The 21,233-nt window shown below is 55.9% G+C and carries 16 protein-coding genes; 5 read left to right on the forward strand and 11 right to left on the reverse strand.

Translation table 11 applies throughout. From position 1 onward, the window contains the following. Positions 1-4: 4 nt before the first annotated feature. The 10 genes from accD to leuC form a co-directional block, all read right to left on the reverse strand. Entirely contained in the window at positions 5-868 is an 864-nt protein-coding gene (gene accD, locus BT114_RS08450; RefSeq protein WP_084662051.1) for an acetyl-CoA carboxylase, carboxyltransferase subunit beta, read from the reverse strand. Between the two features lie 93 nt (positions 869-961). Continuing rightward, positions 962-1,774: a tryptophan synthase subunit alpha gene (gene trpA / locus BT114_RS08455; RefSeq protein ID WP_072325926.1), complete on the reverse strand. Its 813-nt coding sequence runs from the start codon at positions 1,772-1,774 to the stop codon at positions 962-964. 22 nt (positions 1,775-1,796) lie between these two features. Then, entirely contained in the window at positions 1,797-3,008 is a 1,212-nt protein-coding gene (gene trpB / locus BT114_RS08460; protein WP_072325927.1) for a tryptophan synthase subunit beta, read from the reverse strand. After that, positions 3,005-3,634, reverse strand: a complete 630-nt coding sequence (locus tag BT114_RS08465) for a phosphoribosylanthranilate isomerase (protein WP_072325928.1) — start codon at positions 3,632-3,634, stop codon at positions 3,005-3,007. Before BT114_RS08465 ends, trpB begins: the two co-directional genes overlap by 4 nt. A gap of 12 nt (positions 3,635-3,646) precedes the next feature. Continuing rightward, the gene (truA, locus tag BT114_RS08470) at positions 3,647-4,585 is read right to left on the reverse strand and encodes a tRNA pseudouridine(38-40) synthase TruA (RefSeq protein ID WP_072325929.1); all 939 of its coding nucleotides are present in this window, start codon (positions 4,583-4,585) and stop codon (positions 3,647-3,649) included. A gap of 1 nt (position 4,586) precedes the next feature. Then, a complete protein-coding gene (locus BT114_RS08475) occupies positions 4,587-6,962 on the reverse strand; it encodes a FimV/HubP family polar landmark protein (protein WP_072325930.1) in 2,376 nt (791 codons plus the stop codon). 176 nt (positions 6,963-7,138) lie between these two features. Continuing rightward, positions 7,139-8,245: an aspartate-semialdehyde dehydrogenase gene (gene asd, locus BT114_RS08480; protein ID WP_072325931.1), complete on the reverse strand. Its 1,107-nt coding sequence runs from the start codon at positions 8,243-8,245 to the stop codon at positions 7,139-7,141. A gap of 27 nt (positions 8,246-8,272) precedes the next feature. Beyond that, positions 8,273-9,358, reverse strand: coding sequence for a 3-isopropylmalate dehydrogenase (gene leuB, locus BT114_RS08485; protein WP_072325932.1), 1,086 nt, complete (start codon positions 9,356-9,358; stop codon positions 8,273-8,275). Positions 9,359-9,376: 18 nt separating this feature from the next. Beyond that, positions 9,377-10,015 carry a 3-isopropylmalate dehydratase small subunit gene (leuD, locus tag BT114_RS08490; RefSeq protein WP_072325934.1) on the reverse strand — a complete coding sequence of 213 codons (639 nt, stop codon included), beginning with the start codon at positions 10,013-10,015 and terminating at the stop codon, positions 9,377-9,379. A 215-nt stretch (positions 10,016-10,230) separates the two neighbouring features. After that, positions 10,231-11,646: a 3-isopropylmalate dehydratase large subunit gene (gene leuC, locus BT114_RS08495; RefSeq protein WP_072325935.1), complete on the reverse strand. Its 1,416-nt coding sequence runs from the start codon at positions 11,644-11,646 to the stop codon at positions 10,231-10,233. Positions 11,647-11,787: 141 nt separating this feature from the next. Here leuC and BT114_RS08500 point away from each other — a divergent pair, with 141 nt between their 5' ends. Next, positions 11,788-12,666, forward strand: a complete 879-nt coding sequence (locus BT114_RS08500) for a LysR family transcriptional regulator (RefSeq protein ID WP_072325937.1) — start codon at positions 11,788-11,790, stop codon at positions 12,664-12,666. Positions 12,667-12,671: 5 nt separating this feature from the next. Here BT114_RS08500 and BT114_RS08505 read toward each other — a convergent pair whose 3' ends face one another. Continuing rightward, positions 12,672-14,720 (reverse strand): putative bifunctional diguanylate cyclase/phosphodiesterase, encoded by a 2,049-nt coding sequence (locus tag BT114_RS08505; protein WP_072325939.1) that lies wholly within the window; start codon positions 14,718-14,720, stop codon positions 12,672-12,674. A 342-nt stretch (positions 14,721-15,062) separates the two neighbouring features. Here BT114_RS08505 and BT114_RS08510 point away from each other — a divergent pair, with 342 nt between their 5' ends. The 4 genes from BT114_RS08510 (at position 15,063) to BT114_RS08530 (ending at position 21,230) form a co-directional block, all read left to right on the forward strand. After that, complete coding sequence (locus BT114_RS08510; RefSeq protein WP_072325941.1) at positions 15,063-16,232, forward strand: isovaleryl-CoA dehydrogenase; 1,170 nt, start codon at positions 15,063-15,065, stop codon at positions 16,230-16,232. A 298-nt stretch (positions 16,233-16,530) separates the two neighbouring features. Then, positions 16,531-18,138: a carboxyl transferase domain-containing protein gene (locus BT114_RS08515; RefSeq protein ID WP_072325942.1), complete on the forward strand. Its 1,608-nt coding sequence runs from the start codon at positions 16,531-16,533 to the stop codon at positions 18,136-18,138. Positions 18,139-18,148: 10 nt separating this feature from the next. Continuing rightward, positions 18,149-18,946 carry an enoyl-CoA hydratase/isomerase family protein gene (locus tag BT114_RS08520; protein ID WP_245770412.1) on the forward strand — a complete coding sequence of 266 codons (798 nt, stop codon included), beginning with the start codon at positions 18,149-18,151 and terminating at the stop codon, positions 18,944-18,946. Positions 18,947-19,205: 259 nt separating this feature from the next. Next, on the forward strand, positions 19,206-21,230 hold the full coding sequence (locus BT114_RS08530) for an acetyl/propionyl/methylcrotonyl-CoA carboxylase subunit alpha (protein ID WP_072325945.1): 2,025 nt from the start codon (positions 19,206-19,208) through the stop codon (positions 21,228-21,230). Positions 21,231-21,233 lie beyond the last annotated feature (3 nt).

Raw genomic sequence — 21,233 nt, forward strand, 5'->3', positions numbered from 1 at the left:
GTTTTCAGGCCGCAGGTTGATGCGTCATCTTGCGCAACAGGCCACCCAGTTTTTCCGCCATTTCATGGCGATGGATGATCATGTCAACGGTGCCATGAGCAAGCAGGAACTCAGCACGCTGGAAACCTTCCGGTAACTTCTCACGCACCGTCTGCTCAATCACACGTGGACCGGCAAAACCACACAGGGCAAAGGGCTCGGAGACATTCAGGTCACCCAGCATGGCCAATGACGCAGACACACCACCATAAACCGGATCAGTCAATACCGAAATATAAGGGATGCCAGCCTGCTTCAGGCGCTCCAGCGCTGCCGAGGTTTTCGCCATCTGCATCAGCGAGAAGAGTGCTTCCTGCATGCGGGCACCACCGGATGCAGAAAAGCAGATCAGAGGCATGCGCTCACGCAGTGCCAGTTCCGCAGCACGGGCAAACTTTTCACCGACCACCGAACCCATTGAGCCACCCATGAAGTTGAACTCAAAAGCCACGGCAACCACCGCAACACCGGTCAGATTGCCACGCATGGCAATCAGGGCATCCTTCTCTCCGGTATCACGCTGAGCAGCTGCCAGACGCTCCTTGTATTTCTTGGAGTCTTTAAACTTCAGGCGATCCACTGGCTCCAGCTCTGCAAACAGCTCACTGGCAGTACCACGATCCAGAAAGGCTTCCAGACGCTTACGGGCAGTAATGCGCATGTGGTGATCACACTTGGGACAAACATGCTGGTTTTTTTCCAGCTCTGGGCGATACAGGGCAGCATCACACTTGGGGCATTTACGCCACAGGCCTTCCGGCACATTGGCTTTACGCTCAGCCCCTTCAGGGCGGATAATCGAGGGAACAATTCGGTTTAACCAGCTCATAATTCACTCAGTGATCTTTTCAGGAACGGAATAATCTAAAGGTACATTTTAACCCAGTCAGCCGTCGGGGTTGTAACTTTTTGAGGCCAGGCTTCAGGCGACTGAAGCATCCAGTGCCTGGCGCATCTCACCCAGGATCGCTTTTAACACCGGAGCAATCTTTTCAGGACTTGCTTCCAGCTCAGCAATGCGACTGACCAGTGCACTGCCCACAATCACACCATCCGACACACTGCCCAGGGCTGCCGCAGTCGCGCCATCGCGGATACCAAAACCAACAGCAATGGGCAGATCCGTCAGACCGGCAAACGCTTCAAGCTTGGCAGCCACACCCGGCACATCCAGCGTGGCAGAACCCGTCACCCCTTTCAGGGAAACATAATAGAGGTAACCACTGCCAGCAGCGCAAATCCTGGCTGCCCGCTCACGGGTGGTGGTGGGTGCCAACAGGAAAATTGCATCCATTTCGTGGGCTTTCAGCAGCGCAGAAAACTCTTCAGCTTCTTCCGGTGGCAGGTCCACCACCAGTACACCATCCACACCGGCCAGCGCGGCAGCTTTAACAAAGGTCTCGTAACCCAGGGCTTCAATCGGGTTCAGATACCCCATCAATACCACCGGGGTTTCACTGTTGGTTTTACGGAATTCAGCCACCATTGCCAACACATCCACAGTGCGGGTGTTGTGTTTCAGTGCCCGCTCACAGGCCTTCTGAATCACCGGGCCATCAGCCATGGGATCGGAAAAGGGTACGCCCAGCTCAAGAATGTCAGCACCGGCTTCCACCAGTGCATGCATCAGGCTGACAGTGTAGTCGGGATGCGGATCACCAGCAGTGATATAAGGAATCAGCGCCTTGCGTCCCTGTTGTTTAAGGGTGGCAAAGGTTGTTTGAATACGGCTCATGGAATTCTCCGGTCAACGGGTGTCAAAGGGTGATGCCCTGCAGGCGGGCCACCGTCATGATGTCCTTGTCACCACGACCGGACAGATTAACCACCAGATGCTGATCAGGCTTCAGAGTGGGAGCAAGACGCTTGGCAAAAGCCAAAGCATGGCTGGACTCCAGCGCTGGAATGATGCCTTCATAAGCACACAGGTCATTAAAGGCATCCATCACCTGAACATCAGTGGCCACTTCATATTTCACCCGACCGATGTCTTTCAGGTAAGCGTGCTCCGGTCCCACACCTGGATAATCCAGACCAGCGGAAATCGAGTGGGTTTCGATGATCTGGCCGGCATCATCTTCCATCAGATAGGTGCGGTTACCATGCAGCACGCCGGGGCGACCAGCATTCAGCGGTGCGGCATGGCGCCCGGTTTCCAGGCCATCACCACCGGCTTCAACACCATACATGGCGACATCATCATCGGTCAGGAAGGGATAAAACAGCCCCATCGCATTGGAACCACCACCCACGCAGGCAATCAGCGCATCCGGCAAGCGACCGATTTGTTTGAGTGACTGCTCACGTGCTTCACGTCCGGCCACCGAGTTGAAATCACGCACCAGCTTCGGATAAGGATGTGGACCCGCCACGGTACCAATGATGTAGAAGGTATCATCAACATTGGTCACCCAGTCCCGCAGGGCTTCGTTCATGGCGTCCTTGAGGGTTTTTGAACCGGAAGTGACCGGAATCACCTCGGCACCGAGCAGCTTCATGCGATACACATTGGGAGCCTGACGCTGTACGTCTTCAGCCCCCATGTAAACCTGGCATTTCAGGCCCAGGCGAGCCGCCACAGTGGCGGTGGCTACACCATGCTGACCGGCACCGGTTTCAGCAATCACACGGGGCTTGCCAGAATATTTAGCCAGCAGCGCCTGACCGATGGTGTTGTTGACCTTGTGCGCACCGGTGTGATTCAGGTCTTCACGCTTTAACCAGATTTGTGCACCGCCCAGATGTTTTGACCAGCGCTCGGCATGATAAAGTGGAGAAGGGCGGCCGACATAATGGGCCAGGTCACGATCGAACTCCGCCTGGAAAGCAGGATCAGCACTCAGGCGGGTGTACTGCTCATCCAGTTGCTCAAGTGCAAAGCTCAGGGTTTCAGAAACAAAACGACCGCCGTAAGGCCCAAAATGACCCCGGGTATCCGGCAGGTTCAACAAATCAGCATATTTGGTCACGCATTAACCCCTTGGCTTCTGACAGCCTTCATGAAGGCATGAATTTCTGTTGGGCATTTTATACCCCGACTGCTTTCAACTCCACCGGAAACATCCACCGCATAAGGTCGCGCAATACGTATGGCTTCCGCCACATTGCCGGCATCCAGACCACCGGCCAGAATCCAGTGACGCTGCTGATCCTGCGGAAAGCGCTGCCAGTCAAAAGACTCACCCGTGCCTCCCGGCACACCGGGCGTATAGGCATCCAGCAGAAAACCGCGAGCCGCTGGCCACTGATCGACAACGGCTGTTGGATCAAAACCCGGTTTCATGCGCAGCGCCTTGATGTAGGGGCGTGCAAATGAGCGGCAGAAAGCATCAGGTTCGTTGCCATGAAACTGCAACAGATCCAGCGGCACGGCAGCCAGCACGGCCTCCACCCATTCAGGCTCAGGATCGACAAACAGTCCCACACAGGTGATGAATGGCGGCAGCTGACTGGCCAGTAAAGTAGCCAGTTCCAGCGATACATTACGAGGACTCGGTGGATAAAACACCAGACCGATGGCATCCGCTCCCGCTTCCGCAACGGCCTGAACATCCTCCAGGCGTGTTAACCCACATATTTTGGCTCGGGTTCTCAAGGGCACACAACCTCACTCATTATTTGCTGCTCCCGGCATGCGTGTCAGATGGGTGCGGTGCCATTCTGGCAGAAATTCAGGATAAGGATCATCCGGGTGCTCATCAGCCAGTAACTGCATGAAATGAGGCCCCAGGGATTCACAAGGCAGCCCAAAACGTTCCGGATAAAGTGCCGCCACCAGATACAAGCCCTGAGCCGGCGCAGTAATCCCTGCTATCTGGCGCTTTTTCAGGTCCAGCAGTTCTTTTACCCAGCTCACCGGACGATCACCCTGCCCTACGGCCAACAGGGTTCCGACGATGTTACGCACCATGTGGTGCAAAAAGGCATTGGCCTGGATATCCACCACCAGCAACTGACCTCGACGATACACCCGGATAAAGTGCATGTGGCGCCAGGGCGTGGAGGATTCACACTTGGCAGAGCGAAAAGCGGAAAAGTCCTTCTCACCAATCAGATACTGTGCCGCCTCATGCATTTTTTCAACATCCAGTGGTTTGTTCCACCAGGTGAGCTGGTCGTGCATCTGTGCCGGGCGCATGCGGTGATTGATAATGACATAACGGTAGCGGCGTGCAATCGCCGAATAACGGGCATGGAAATCATGTGGCATGGGTTTGGCCCAGCGGATGCGGATATCCGGCGGCAACTCACCATTGCAACCAAACACCCAGGCACGACTGGGGCGTGCTGCGCTGGTATCAAAGTGCACCACCTGTCCCGTGGCGTGTACCCCGGCATCAGTACGACCCGCACACATGACACTGATCGTCTCCCCAGCTACCTTGCTGAGGGCAGACTCCAGCCAAGGCTGAATACTGGGCACACCCGTTTGCTGGGTTTGCCAACCGCGAAAGCCACTGCCCAAATACTCAACGCCCAGCGCGATGCGACCGGGCGTTGCGTCATCAGACGGGAATAAATCAAAAGGATCAGTCAACAGCGGCATCTCAGCCCTTTAATGCCTCCAGCATCTGTTGCGCAGTAGCACTCAGGTCAGCGTCTGCTTCCCGCACCACCTTTTCGAGGATCTCACGCGCCCCTTCCTTGTCACCCATTTCAATGTAAGCAGTGGCCAGATCCAACTGGGTGGTCATGTCATCATTCACACCCAGATCCAGATCATCAAACCCACCAAGATCATCCAAACCCGACAAGTCCACCTCATCCACTGCAGGCTCCTCGTCTGATGCCAGTGATTCCAGCTCGGAAAGATCAGAACTCAGCGCGGCCAGATCTTCCTCAACACCGGGTGCCGGACGTGTGCGGGCTCCCGGAATCTCCATGTTCTCATCCAGTGCATCGTCCAGGCTGAGGCTATCCAGCGCAGACATAAACTCTTCCGCATCGGATTTGTAATCCACCGGCTCAAAGTCATTTTCAGGATGCAGCTCATCGGCAAGTTCATCATCAGCCAGCGGCTTTTCCAGATCCAGCTCCAGATCCAGATCCAGCTCTTCTGCTGCTGCTTCATCCAGCACGTCAAGCTCCGGCAGATCCTCACCCACATCATCAACTGGCTCCAGTGGGTCACGCGCAGAAATCACTTCGTCCAGATCGGCTTCCAGGCTATCCAGATCACTCAAGTCATCAATATCATCCTGACCAACCAGGTCATTCAGGTCTGGCAGATCTTCCAGATCACTCTGGTCCTGATCAACTTGAAGATCCATTTCCACGCCGCCAAAGGCATCCTGATCGTTCAAGGTGTCTTCTTCGGCAAAAATATCATCCAGCTCCTGCTCACTCAGGTCCAGATCTTCATCAAAACTCACATCACCCAGATCCAGGTCACCCAGGTCTTCATCCTGCAGCTGTTCCGTTTCCTGAACAGAAGCAGCCGCCAATGATGTGGCTGCGGCGGCTGTTGCAAAAAATCCGGCCAGTTCTGCGGCACGATCCCGACTGGCTGAAGATGGCTGACGCACTTCCAGCTCAGCCTGCTGCTGACGGAAGGTTTCTTCATCATTGAGCTCAACCAGCACTTCCAGCAACTTGACCCGCAGATCTTCACGCTCGGGCTGTTCAGCAATGGCTTTCTGCAGGAAACCGGCAGCCTGCTCCAAACGGCCATAGGCAATGAACATTTCTGCTTCCTGCAAAGGATCACGCTGTTTTTCTTCACGCGCAGCAGGGCGGACAGCAGCAGGTGCGGTCGTTTCAACTGCCTCATCCAGTGCAAGATCAGATTCTTCAAGGTCAGTGGAAAGATCATTACCCAGACCCAGTGACTCCAGATCTTCCAGAGGGCGGGCATTGAGATCCAGATCAAAATCCGAGGAGGTGGCATTGTGTGCAGCCAGAATATCAGCCTCGAGATTACCGGAAGCCCGAACAGCTTCAGCCGCTTCGGCACGCGCCTTGCTCAGCTTGCCACGGGTTGACAGGAGCGCAGCAAGCATCAGTAACACCAGTACTGCCAAGCCACCCAGAGCGCCATACAGGCCGGGCTGCTGTTGAATCTGCGCCATCAAATCCTGAGGTTCGGCAGTTGCAGGAGCAACCGCACCGGAAGGTGTCACAACGTGCTGAGCAGGACGCTGAGTCAGTTGGCGCTCCATATCAGCCAGCTGCTCATCCTTCAGGCGAATCAACTGCTGCAGGGTATTGATCTGCTGCTGCATTTCCGTAATACGCTCAGCCAGCTCATCCTTTTCACGCTCAACGGCTTGCAGACCTTCTTCACTGGAAGCCAGGCGGCTTTCCAATTCACGAATGCGCTGCTGCTGGGTATCAGTAGCAGGAGGTGTCACCAGTTGCAGATCACGTGGACGCGTATCAGCGCGCTCGGGCGCTGGTTGTGGTGCCGATGCTGCGGCAGGTGCTGGCTGACGAGTGACCGGAGCAGGCGCCACTTGCGGAGCAGGCTGCTGTCGTTCCTGTGCTGTTGGAAGCGGCGGGGCCTTGCTGGCAACCCAGGCCTGATTCTGTCGGCGTACTTCTTCTTCAGCCTGAGAGGCAGTACGACGCATCATGGCTGCTGCGGTTGGAATGACCAACGTTGCCCCAGCTTCCATTTCATTGATATTGCCGCCTGGGAAAGCCTGGGGGTTGGCATCACGAATGGCCAGCATGGCCTGCTTGATGGTGATATTGTTATCTGGTCGATTGGTGCGGGCAATGCTCCACAGGGTATCCCGTGGACCCACACGAACACGACGCTGTGCCTGGGGTGTAGCTGTAGAAGAGGCCAGAGCCGTACGCAACTCCTCTGCAGTCAGAGCCGACATTTCAGGGAAGTCAGCAGCCTGTGAGCTATAAACGACAAGACTGAGTGGTACTGCCAGAACACCTGCAGCCAAACCAGCCACCATCCAAGAACGCATTCCGGTTACCTTCCTCTGCATACCCTGCCCCATGATTTATCATTCTGCCTGCGGAAAAAACCATTTTTCCCACGATTTCATAGCTATGGAGTTTTTAACAGTTTTTCTGTGATTTGTCATCGTTCATTTACAAAAACGGCAGCCGAGGCTGCCGCTTTCATGATCTGCATCCAGGCTTAACGCTCAAGCAGGATACGCAGCATACGACGCAGGGGTTCTGCAGCCCCCCACAACAGCTGATCACCTACAGTGAATGCAGACAGGTACTGCGGACCCATGTTCATCTTGCGCAGACGACCCACGGGCACGGTCAGGGTACCCGTCACCGCAGTTGGACCCAGCTCACGGATGGAGGCATCACGCTCATTGGGCACCACTTTCACCCAGTCGTTGTGCGCTGCCAGCAGGCCGTGAATTTCATCCAGCGGTACATCCTGTTTCAGCTTGATGGTCAACGCCTGACTGTGACAGCGCATGGCGCCGATCCGTACACACAGGCCATCAATCGGCACCGGATTGGCAGACAGGCCAAGGATCTTGTTGGTCTCCACGTGCCCCTTCCATTCTTCCTTGCTCTGACGACTGTCGAGTTGCTTGTCGATGTAAGGAATCAGACTGCCTGCCAGCGGCACACCGAAGTTGTCGGTCGGGAAGTCAGCCGAGCGCATCGCTGCTGCCACCTTGCGATCAATGTCCAGAATGGCGGAGGCCGGATCAGCCAGCTCAGGAGCCACGGCATCCCGCAGCGCACCCATCTGGTTCAGCAGCTCACGCATGTTCTGGGCACCGGCACCAGAAGCAGCCTGGTAAGTCATGGAAGTCATCCACTCCACCAGACCTTTTTCATACAGGCCACCCAGTGCCATCAACATCAGGCTGACGGTGCAGTTGCCACCCACAAAGGTTTTCACACCGGAAGTCAGACCGGCATCAATCACCTTGCGGTTGACCGGATCCAGCACAATGATGCTTTCATCCGCCATGCGCAGGCTGGATGCAGCATCAATCCAATAACCCTGCCAACCGGCCGCACGCAGTGGACCGTAAACTTCGTTGGTGTAGTCACCACCCTGACAGGTGATCACCACATCCAGTTTTTTCAACGCATCCAGATCGCTGGCACTTTGCAGCGGCTGACCGTCAGGACCGGGTTTGCCAGCCTGAGAAGTGGTGAAATACACCGCTTCGATCAGATCAAAGTCTTTTTCTTCCTGCATCCGCTGCATCAGTACCGAGCCGACCATTCCGCGCCAGCCCACCAGACCTACGGTTAATTTTTTCATGGAAATCTTCTGTTCCTCCTGTTGCTGTCAGAGTGCTTTCAACGCTTTGACCACTGCATCACCCATCTGGGCGGTGCCGACCTTGGTCATGCCTGCGGACAGTATATCAGCGGTACGCAACCCCTGATCCAGCACATCACTGACAGCCTGTTCAATTTTTCCTGCCACCTCACCTTCACCGAAGGAATAACGCAGCATCATCGACACCGACAGAATGGTGGCCAGCGGATTGGCGACACCCAGTCCGGCGATATCCGGTGCTGAACCGTGGCAGGGCTCGTACATGCCCTTGGCGTTGGCATCCAGTGAAGCAGAGGGCAGCATACCGATGGAACCGGTCAGCATGGCCGCTTCGTCCGACAGGATGTCACCGAACATGTTGCCGGTCACAAGCACGTCAAACTGCTTGGGTGCACGCACCAGCTGCATGGCCGCATTGTCCACATACATGTGGGACAACTCCACATCGGGATAATCCCGACCCACTTCTTCCATCACATCACGCCACAGCATGGTGACTTCCAGCACGTTGGCCTTGTCCACCGAACACACTCGCTTGTTGCGCTTGCGTGCCAGCTCAAAAGCCACCTTACCGATGCGACGGATTTCACTCTCGGAATAAACGTAGGTGTTGAAACCTTCCTTTTCGCCATTCTCCAGCTCACGAATGCCGCGCGGCTGGCCAAAATAAATGCCACCGGTCAGTTCACGCACAATCATGATATCCAGACCGGACACCACTTCCGGCTTCAGGCTGGACGCATCGGCCAGCTGCGGATAAAGAATCGCCGGGCGCAGGTTGCCAAAAAGACCCAACTGCTTGCGAATGCCCAGCAGACCCCGCTCCGGACGCTTGGAGATATCCGGCAGCTTATCCCACTTGGGACCACCCACCGCACCCAGCAGAATCGCATCAGCGGCTTTGGCTTTTTCCAGCGTTTCCGGTGGCAGCGGCTCACCGGTGGCATCATAACCGGCACCACCCACCAGACCTTCTTCCCAGCTGACACCCAGACCGAACTGGTCACGGCAGACTTCCAGTACCTTCACTGCTTCGGCAGTAATCTCAGGACCGATACCATCACCGGGTAAAACCAGAATTTTTTTGCTCATGTGCTTATCTCTTGAATATCAGTTAAAAATCCAGGGCGTGTGTGCAGCCTGTTTGGCTTCATAAGCCTTGATGGCATCCGCATCCTGCAAGGTAATACCGATGTCATCCAGCCCCTCGATCAGGCAATGCTTGCGGAACGGATCCATCTCAAAGCGCAGCACCTCACCGGAAGGTGTTGTCACCGTTTGTGCAGGCAGGTCTATCAGCAGGCGATAACCCTCGCTGGCATTCACCTCATTAAACAGGCGATCCACGGTGTTTTCATCCAGCTGAATCAACAACAGGCCATTCTTGGGCGCATTGTTGAAGAAAATATCCGCAAAGCTGGGTGCAATCACGGCACGAAAACCATAGTCCACCAGCGCCCAGGGCGCATGTTCCCGTGAAGAGCCACAACCGAAGTTCTGGCGCGACAGGAGCACTTCACTCTGCTGAAAACGCGGCTGGTTCAGCACAAAGTCAGGGTTCAACGGACGCTGACTGCAATCCTGTCCGGGGAAACCTTCGTCCAGGTAACGCAACTCATCAAACAGGTTGGGGCCAAAGCCGGTACGCTTGATGGACTTCAGAAACTGCTTGGGAATGATCAGGTCGGTATCAACATTGGCGCGATCCAGCGGCGCAACCAAACCATTTAACTGGGTAAATTTTTGCATTGCTTTCTCCTGAGAGAATGAAGTAGCGGCTGACTTTCAACCGAATATGCTTTTCGGCGCGTTCGACTTTCCTGCCTCAAGCGCCGCGCTGCGCAGTCCCTGCTGCGCTTGCCGCACTATTCGGTCTACATCAGCCTAATCAAGACCTGTGGAACCAGCTCAAGTCGCTGCTGAGAAACAGATTCCTTGCAAAGCGACCTGCACCGGGATCAGTCTCAGAATTCCCGCACATCCACAAAATGACCGGCAATGGCAGCCGCAGCGGCCATGGCGGGGCTGACCAGGTGGGTACGTCCGCCATAACCCTGCCGCCCTTCAAAGTTGCGGTTGGAGGTGGACGCACAGTGTTCACCCTGCCCCAGCTTGTCAGCATTCATCGCCAGGCACATGGAGCAACCGGGTTCGCGCCATTCAAAACCGGCTTCAATGAAGATCTTGTCCAGTCCTTCTTCTTCTGCCTGCTGCTTCACCAGACCGGAACCCGGTACGACTAATGCCTGTTTCAGGGTGGCGGCCACTTTACGGCCTTTGGCCACTTCAGCAGCGGCACGCAGGTCTTCAATGCGTGAGTTGGTGCAGGAGCCGATGAACACCCGATCCAGTTGAATGTCGGTAATCGCCTGATTGGGTTTTAATCCCATGTATTTCAGTGCAGCTTCCCAGCTCTTGCGCAGGTTTTCATCCGCTGCTTTGGCAGGATCAGGCACCCGGCCATTCACCGCCACCACCATTTCCGGCGAAGTGCCCCAACTGACCTGAGGTTCAATACTGGCGGCATCCAGTTTCACCACCTTGTCGAATACTGCGTCGGCATCAGAGTGCAGGGTATTCCAGTAGGCCACCGCCTGATCCCACTGCTCACCTTTCGGCGCAAAAGGACGGCCTTTGACATAATCCAGGGTGATCTGGTCACAACCGACCAGCCCCACACGGGCACCGGCTTCAATCGCCATGTTGCAGATGGTCATGCGGCCTTCCATCGACAGGCTGCTGATGGCAGAACCGGCAAATTCCATCGCATAACCCGTGCCACCGGCGGTGCCGATTTCACCAATCACGGCCAGGATGATGTCCTTGGCGGTGACACCGGGTTGCAGCTCACCATCCACCTGGATCAGCAGGTTTTTCATTTTGCGCTGAATCAGGCACTGGGTCGCCAGTACGTGTTCCACTTCAGAAGTGCCGACACCATGCGCCAGCGCTGCAAAAGCACCATGAGTGGCGGTGTGGGAGTCACCGCACACCAGCGTCATGCCCGGCAGGGTTGCGCCCTGCTCCGGGCCGACCACATGCACGATGCCCTGACGCAGGTCGTTGATCTTGAATTCGGTGATGCCAAATTCGTCGCAGTTGTCATCCAGGGTCTGCACCTGAATGCGCGAGGTTTCGTCTTCGATACCACTGACACCCTGCGCACGTTCTTTCAGGGTGGTGGGTACGTTATGATCCGGGGTCGCCAGGTTGGCATTCAGCCGCCAGGGTTTGCGATTGGCCAGACGCAGGCCTTCAAAAGCCTGAGGGGAAGTCACTTCGTGCAGCAGGTGGCGATCAATGTAAATCAACGCGGTGCCATCATCACGCTGCTTGACCAGGTGAGCATCCCAGAGTTTGTCATACAGGGTTTGAGCCATGTTTTGTTCTCCTCAAGACTGAGCCTTTGGCGACTCTTGCAAGCATCTTAACGCCTGTGATTCAATAAAACCAATTCATCATTATCATAATCAGCATAACAGCATGGAATAGAGCAATTAGAGGGGCAAATAGAGAAACGAATGGACATTCAATCCCTGCAAGCCTTTATCCAGGTGGCCGAAAAAGGTTCCTTTTCTCGCGCCGCCGATGAGTTGCACATCACCCAGCCCGCTGTCAGCAAACGCATTGCCAGCCTGGAAGATCAGCTGAATCAGCGGCTGTTTGATCGCATAGGTCGCAGCATCACCCTGACTCAGGCCGGTGCCGCTCTGCTGCCTCGCGCTCGTCGACTGCTGGTGGATCTGGAAGACACCCGCCGAATGCTGGCCAACCTCAGCGGCGAAATTCAGGGTTCGCTGATTCTGGCCACCAGCCATCACATCGGCCTGCATCGCCTGCCACCCCTGCTGAAAAGTTTCACTCAAACCTTTCCACAAGTGAAGCTGGACATGCGCTTTCAGGATTCCGAGCAGGCTTACGCCGGGGTGGTGGCCGGTGACCTTGAGCTGGGTATTGTGACCCTGGCACCGGTGCCCGATCCATCACTGGTGGTGGTGCCGGTTTGGGTGGATCAATTGCGTTTTGTGGTGGCCAAAGGTCATCCCTTAAGCCGCTTGCACAGCCTGCAACTGGATGATCTGACCCACCATGATGCGGTGCTGCCGGGTCAGCAGACCTTCACCCGCGGCATCGTTGAACGGGTGTTCCGGGAACAGGATCTGGAGTTGAATGTCACCCTGTCCACCAACTACATGGAAACACTGAAAATGATGGTGTCCATCGGACTGGGCTGGAGTCTGCTGCCGGAAACGCTGATTGATGAAAGCCTGCAGGTGCTGGATCTGGATCACCCACCGATCACCCGACCGCTGGGTTTTCTGTACCACCGTGAACGCACCCTGTCGAATGCAGCGCGTCAGATGATTCAGCTGCTGGAAGCAGAACGCAATCGCAGCTGATGAATTCAGCCCGTCAACAAGGCGACAAAATCTGCCTCCGGCATGGGGCGGTGATAATGAAAGCCCTGCGCCTGCTCACAACCCATATCCAGCAGCAATTGAGCCTGGATTTCGTCCTCCACACCTTCTGCCACCAGATCCAGGTCCAGATTGTGCGCCAGTTGAATAATGGTGCGCACAATACTCAGACTGACCTTGTCAGCACTCATGTCCATCACAAAGGAGCGATCAATTTTTAAAGTTGAAAGCGGCAGCTTGCGCAGGTAGGACAGGCTTGAATAACCGGTACCAAAGTCATCCAGCGCGATACGAAAGCCTTTTTGCTGCAGCCGCACCAGAGAACGCAGTGCTCGCTGCTCATTTTGCATCAGACCTGTTTCGGTGATTTCCAGCTCCAGCAGATCACGCTCCAGCTGATGACTGATCAACAACCGCTCCAACCAACCAGGGAAGTCCTCCCGCTCCAGTTGCTGCACAGAAATATTGACCGCAATACGGGGTAACTGCTGACCTGAAGCACGCCAGCGCACCAGTGCATTACAAGCTTCCTGCAACACCCAGGCACCAATTTCAACGATCAACCCGGACTCTTCAGCCAGAGGAATGAAAACTGCTGGGGACAAGGGGCCCAGCTCCGGGTGTGTCCAGCGTAACAAGGCTTCTGCGCCATAAACACCAGCCGTTTCCAAACGTACCTTGGGCTGATAATGAAGGCTTAAACCGCCCCCCTTGATGGCACTGCGCAGCGCTTGCTCCAACTTCAGCCGGTCACGCGCTTCGCGACTCATGTCCTGATCAAAAAAACGGAAGGTATCTCGACCGGAATGCTTGGCTTCAGCCAAGGCAGCCTGGGCATTGGTCAGCAACTGGTCAGCGGAGTCCGCATCCTCGGGGAAAAAGGCCACACCAATGGAAGGGCTCAGGATGACACGATGCTCACCCAGCGATACCTCTTCCTGCAGTACCAGCTTGAGCTGGTGTGCCAACTGACTGATGTCATGCAGAGATTCGTAATCCTCTACCAACAACGCAAATTCATCCGCTCCAATACGAACCAGAGTATCTGCTTCACTAACGACTTCCCGCAGCCGGGCGCTCTGATGACGAATCAACCGATCACACCAGGTATGCCCAAGGCTTTCATTGATCAGTTGAATATTGCCCAGATCCATCACCAGCAGCGCCAGATTTCCTTTCTGGCTACGCGCCTGGCGCACGGCATGACGCAAACGCTCACCCAACTGATGGCGATTACCCAAACCGGTTAAAGGGTCATGGTGAGCAAGATGCTGAATCTCGGCTTCCTTGGCACGCATTTCAGTCAGATCATGGAAAATGGAAATGTAGTGTTCAATGAATCCGCGTGCATTCCGCACACAGTTGATCGACAACCACTGCAGATAAACGCCACCATCCTTGCGACGATTCCAGATCTCTCCCTGCCAGCGGTCCGTGTCAGCAATGCTTTGCCACATGGCATCATAAAACGCCTGATCATGGTGCTCTGAACGCAACACTCGCGGCGTTTTACCGATCATTTCTTCAGCGGTATAACCAGTGATTTCAGTAAAAGCAGCATTAATCTGCTGAATACGAGCATGACCATCGGTGACCATAATGCCTTCGATGGTGTTATCAAACACCCGCATGGCCAGCCGTTGCTGGGCTTCAAATTCCTTGCGACGCCGCAGATCACGCATAATGCCGGTGATCCACTGCAGCTCGCCTTCCTGACCACGATGAGCAATCACTATCAGGTGTCCGGGAAAAACCTCACCCTCCAGACTGGTGAACTCCACTTCACCTTCCCAGCGAGCCTCACCCGCCGCAAGACGGGGAAACACCTCTTCATTCAAATAGCGATAAGCTTCATCAGCGTGAAAATCACGAATACGGAAAACCTGCTGCTCCAGATTTGCTGTAGCAGGAATCCCCAGCATGCGCCGACCTGCCAGATTGAGATAAAGCAACTGCTGGTCCAGCGAAACCGTTGCGATCATCTCCGTCGATGCTTCGAGAATGGCTTCCTGGCGACTGAGGGTCTGCAGATTCAAATCAGGGATCTCTTTTCTCAGGGTAGCGAGTTTTCAGAATATCCGAGGCAGGCTTTCAGCTCTGTACAATGCTGAAAGAACCTTAACGGGAAATTCTCTCAAGGTTATTGCGACCGCAGCAAAATAACAATACGTAACAGATGGATTTTTTGTCATAAAAACACCTGCCGGCCACTAGAAAACGCTATCAACCCCCATGCCGCCGAGATGACGGACCGGTCAGAAAATTTCCCTTTACGTTAACGTCAACTTGCCCTAGAGTTCAACCTAACCAAAACAGGTGTTACACCCCATAAGAAAAACACCATTTTTTTGATTCAATCAGCAGAGGGAACAACAACCATGCAATCCATCTTCAAAGACATGAACTTCGGCCTGGATGATGAACTGAACATGCTGCGCGAACAGGTGAACGCCTTTGCCGCCGCAGAAATTGCACCCCGCGCTGCCGAAATCGACAAAAACAATGAATTCCCCATGGACCTGTGGAAAAAGTTCGGTGACATGGGCCTGCTGGGCATCACCGTACCGGAAGCGTTTGGCGGTTCCGGCATGGGTTACCTGGCCCACTCCATTGCCATGGAAGAAATTTCCCGTGCCTCTGCCTCTGTTGGTCTGTCCTACGGTGCCCACTCCAACCTGTGTGTGAACCAGATCAAACTGAACGGCAACCAGGCTCAGAAAGAAAAATACCTGCCAAAACTCTGCTCCGGTGAGCACATCGGCGCACTGGCCATGTCCGAGCCCAATGCCGGTTCTGACGTGGTCAGCATGAAACTGCGTGCAGAAAAGAAGGGTGACCAGTACATCCTCAACGGCAACAAGATGTGGATCACCAACGGTCCTGATGCCCACACCTATGTCATCTACGCCAAGACCGATGTCAACGCCGGTTCCAAAGGCATCACTGCCTTTATTGTAGAGCGTGACTTCCCCGGTTTCTCCCGCCACCAGAAACTCGACAAACTGGGCATGCGTGGCTCCAACACCTGTGAACTGGTGTTTGAAGATTGTGCCGTGCCGGAGGAAAACGTGCTGGGTGAAGTGGGCAAGGGTGTTCGAGTGCTGATGAGCGGCCTGGATTACGAGCGCACCGTACTGGCTGCCGGTCCCATCGGCATCATGCAGGCAGCCATGGACGTGGTGGTGCCTTACATCCACGAGCGCAAACAGTTTGACCAGTCCATCGGTGAATTTCAGTTGGTGCAGGGCAAGATTGCCGACATGTACACCACCATGACAGCCTGCCGTGCCTACCTCTATGCGGTGGCCCGCTGCTGCGACCGTGGTGAAACCAGCCGTAAAGACGCTGCTGGTGTCATCCTCTATTGCGCGGAAAAAGCCACCCAGGTGGCACTGGATGCCATTCAGTTACTGGGCGGCAACGGCTACACCAACGAATACCCGACGGGCCGACTGTTGCGTGATGCCAAGCTGTATGAAATCGGTGCCGGCACCAGCGAAATCCGCCGCATGCTGATTGGCCGCGAGATTTTCACTGAATCCCGTTAATCAGTGAGGATCGGTCGGCTGACAGGGTCAATCGGGACACGCCCGTGAATACATCCCTGTAGGGCTCGGCTGCTGCCATCCATGGCAGCAGACGGTCCCGATTAACCCAACCAGGCCTTCCTTCAATGCAGCGGCCAGCTTGAATGGCAAGGAGCAAGGATCGGCTATGTCAGGCTGTCTGCAACAGGATGTTGCAGCAGCGCTTACAGGGATGTATTCACGCGTCCTGACCAGCCGTACCTTGCTCCGGCCCTGAACACACAGGCGAATCTAACAACAGATTGCAAGGATCACCAGCATGAGTGTGATTAAATCGCAGATCAACACCCGCACACCGCAGTTCGCTGAGAACGATGCGGCCATGCGTCACCTGATTGATGACCTGCACCAGAAGCTCGAACAGGTCAAACAGGGCGGCGGTGCCAAGGCACAGGAACGTCACCTTTCGCGTGGCAAACTGCTGCCCCGTGAGCGCATCGAACGCCTGCTGGATCAGGGTGCCCCCTTTCTGGAGTTCTCCCAGCTTGCCGCCTGGGAGGTGTATGACGACTTTGTACCCAGCGCTGGCATCATCACCGGTATTGGCCGGGTATCCGGTGTTGAATGCATCATTGTTGCCAACGATGCCACCACCAAAGGCGGCACCTACTACCCGCTGACAGTGAAAAAACACCTGCGTGCCCAGGAAATAGCCCGCAAGAATCGCCTGCCCTGTATCTATCTGGTGGATTCCGGCGGTGCCAACCTGCCCAACCAGGATGAGGTTTTCCCGGACCGGGATCACTTTGGTCGCATCTTTTACAACCAGGCCAACATGTCCGGTGAAGGCATCCCACAGATCGCTTCCGTGATGGGCTCCTGCACGGCGGGTGGCGCTTATGTACCGGCGATGGCGGATGAATCCATCATCGTCAAGGAACAGGGCACCATCTTTCTGGCCGGACCGCCACTGGTGAAAGCAGCCACCGGTGAAGTGGTGACCGCTGAAGACCTGGGTGGTGCCGATGTGCACGCCAAGGTTTCCGGTGTGGCTGATCACTATGCCCTGAACGACGAACACGCCCTGCAGCTGGTACGCCGTGCCGTGGCCCGTCTGAACTGGCGCAAGCTGGGTGAACTGGACATCCAACCGTCCCGCCCACCGATTTATGATCCCGAGGAAATCTACGGCATTGTGGGTACTGACCTGCGCAAACCCTTTGATGTGCGTGAAGTGATTGCCCGCATTGTGGATGCCTCCGAGTTTGATGAATTCAAACGCTGGTACGGTGAAACCCTGGTCACCGGCTTTGCCCGCATCCATGGCTATCCGGTCGGCATTGTCGCCAACAACGGCGTGCTCTTCTCCGAGTCCGCCCAGAAGGGTGCCCACTTTGTTGAGCTCTGCGCCCAGCGTGGCATTCCACTGGTATTCCTGCAAAACATCACCGGTTTTATGGTGGGTTCACGTTACGAGCATGAAGGCATTGCCAAGCACGGTGCCAAGATGGTGACTGCGGTGGCCTGCGCCCAGGTGCCCAAGTTCACCGTATTGATCGGCGGCAGCTTTGGTGCCGGTAACTACGGCATGTGCGGTCGGGCTTACGACCCCAACTTCATGTGGATGTGGCCCAACGCTCGCATCTCGGTGATGGGTGGTGAACAGGCGGCCAACGTACTGGCACAGGTCAAGCGGGAACAACATGAACGCAACGGCACCGAATGGCCAAAAGCCGATGAGGACGCTTTCAAGAAACCCGTACGTGAAATGTATGAGCATCAGGGCCATCCTTATTATGCCAGTGCGCGTTTGTGGGATGACGGCATCCTCGATCCGGTTCAGACCCGTGACACCCTGGGGCTGGCCATTTCCGCCTCCCTGAACGCGGCCATCAAACCGACACGTTTCGGCGTGTTCCGCATGTAAGGGGATTGCCATGACTCAAACCACTGACCTGCAACACGCCCAGTTGGACATCGACCCGCGCGGCGTGGCCTACCTGACCCTGAACCGTCCGGAAGTCCACAATGCCTTTGACGACCACCTGATTGCCGAACTGCTCGACAAACTCCGTCAGGTGCGTGAAGCCAGTGCCCGGGTGCTGGTGTTCCGTTCACTGGGCAAAAGCTTTTCTGCCGGTGCTGATCTGGGCTGGATGAAACGCATGGCCAGCTACAGCAAGGCCGAAAACAAAAAAGATGCCCAGGAACTGGCACGCCTGATGCACGAACTCGACACCCTGCCCTGCCCGACCATCTGCCGGGTGCAGGGAGCCGCCTACGGTGGTGCTGTTGGGCTGGCCGCCTGCTGTGACATCGTGGTTGCCACCGAAAAAGCCCGTTTCTGCCTGTCCGAAGTCAAAATCGGCCTCTCCCCTGCCGTGATCAGCCCTTACGTGGTGCGAGCCATCGGTGTGCGTGCCATGCGCCGTTATGCCCTGACGACGGAAGTCATCACCGTGCACCTTGCCCACCAACTGGGACTGGTGCACGAAGTGGTCAGCGAAGATGCTCTTGACGGACAGATCGAAATCCTGGTCGAAACCCTGCTCGCCAACAGCCCGCAGGCCGTGGCCCGCACCAAACAACTGGTGCACTACGTCGCCGACCGACCGGCAGACGCCACCACCCAGGACTACACCACTGACCTGATCGCCGAAATCCGCGTGTCTGAAGAAGGCCAGGAAGGACTCAGCGCCTTCTTTGAAAAACGCGCACCCGGCTGGCAAGGGTAAGAGTGGATGTCAGATGCAAAGGTCACGGCAGGATACTTCTGTGACAAGCGAAGCAGGGATTGCGCAGCGCGGCGCTTGAGGCAGGAAAGCCGAATGCGCCGAAAACAGAAGTGCCTGCAACAGTGACCAGTAACTTTGAACAGCCAACTGACTGCTGAAGCAAGGTGGCTCAGAAGAAACAAAAGTGCCTGCAACAGTGGCCAGTAACTTTGAACAGCCAACTGAATCATTCTGATGATAACGAGAAGAGGAACGCCCCATGTTCCGTAAGATACTGATCGCCAACCGCGGTGAAATTGCCTGCCGCGTGATAAGAACCGCCCACCGCCTCGGCATCCGCTGCGTGGCCGTTTACTCCGATGCCGACCGCCATGCCCTGCACGTCAAAATGGCCGATGAAGCCGTTTACCTGGGCGCAGCCCCGGCCCGTGACAGCTACCTGGTGATTGAAAAAGTCATCGAAGCAGCAAAACAAACCGGTGCCGAAGCCATCCACCCCGGTTATGGCTTCCTGTCTGAAAACAGTCGTTTTGTACAAGCCTGTGATGCCGCTGGCATTGTCTTCATCGGCCCACCGGTGGGTGCCATCGAAGCCATGGGTTCCAAGTCCGCCGCCAAATCCATCATGGAAAAAGCCGGTGTTCCCCTGGTGCCCGGATACCACGGCAAAGACCAGAACCCCGAACTGCTGAAAGCCGAAGCCGAAAAAATCGGCTACCCGGTGCTGCTGAAAGCCACAGCAGGCGGCGGCGGCAAGGGCATGCGCATTGTCGAAAAGGCTGCCGACTTCGACCAGGCACTGGCCTCTGCCAAACGCGAAGCCATCAACGGTTTCGGCGACGACACCATGCTGGTGGAAAAATACCTGGTCAAACCCCGCCACGTCGAGCTGCAGGTGTTCTGTGACTCCAAAGGTCAGGGCGTTTACCTGTTCGAGCGCGACTGCTCGGTGCAGCGGCGTCACCAGAAGGTCATTGAAGAAGCCCCGGCCCCAGGCATGACGGATTCTTTGCGCGCCCAGATGGGTGATGCTGCCCTGAAAGCCGCTCAGGCTATTGGTTATGTTGGTGCCGGTACCGTTGAGTTCCTGCTCGACGCGGATGACAGCTTCTTCTTCATGGAAATGAACACCCGCCTGCAGGTGGAACACCCGGTCACTGAAATGATCACCGGTGAAGACCTGGTGGAATGGCAGCTCAAAGTGGCTGCCGGTCAACCGCTGCCGAAACAGCAGAGTGAACTGCAGATCCGTGGTCATGCCTTTGAAGCCCGCATTTATGCCGAAGACCCGGATCATGACTTCCTGCCCGCCACCGGCACCCTCAGCTACCTGCGCACACCGGAAGAAAACCGCCACGTGCGGGTGGATACCGGGGTACTGGAAGGTGATGAAGTCAGCATTTATTACGACCCGATGATTGCCAAGCTGATTGTCTGGGACACCAGCCGCGAAGCGGCTCTCAGTCGCATGGCACAGGCACTGGCGCAATACCGCATTGCCGGTGTCACCACCAACACCCGCTTCCTCAAGCGACTGGCAGAAGCAGCCCCTTTCCAGCAGGCTGATCTGGACACCGGCTTCATCGAGCGCCATCAAGCCCTGCTGTTTGATGAAAAAGGCGGCAGTTACAGCCCCAACCTGCTGGCACTGGCCGCCCTGTATGCACTGCTGAAGCTGAACCATGAGCGCCAGCAGGAAGCCACTCGCTCCCGTGATCCATGGTCACCCTGGCATGGTTTTGGTGGCTGGCGATTGAACACCAACCCGACCCTGAACCTGCGCTTTGCGCTGCCAGAGCAGGAAAATCCGGTTGAGGTTGCGGTGGAAGCCAGCAATGCCACCGGTAACAAGAACCTCTGGACGGTGCGGGTGGGTGAACACAAACTGCTGGTGGAAGGCCAGTTGAATGATGATCGGCTGGATGCAGTGGTGAATGGCCATCATCGCAGCATTCATGTGGCTGATCTGCATAACCAGCTGACGCTGTTCACGGCGGATGAGCAGTTCAGTTGCCAGTGGCTGCGCCCGGATCTGGACAGTCATGAATTTGAGGAAGCCACAGCTAGCCTGACCGCACCGATGAATGGCTCGGTGGTGACACTACTGGCCGAGGCCGGCGCCCGTGTCAGCAAGGGTGATCCACTGATTGTGATCGAGGCCATGAAGATGGAGCACACCCTGAGTGCCCCCTCGGATGGCCTGGTGGCCGAGTTCTTTTATGCCGCCGGGGATCTGGTCAGCCAGGGGGCTGAGCTGCTGAAATTCGAAGCAGCTGAGGAATAACGA

The organism is Marinospirillum alkaliphilum DSM 21637 (assembly GCF_900119735.1).
GTDB lineage: Bacteria > Pseudomonadota > Gammaproteobacteria > Pseudomonadales > Halomonadaceae > Marinospirillum > Marinospirillum alkaliphilum.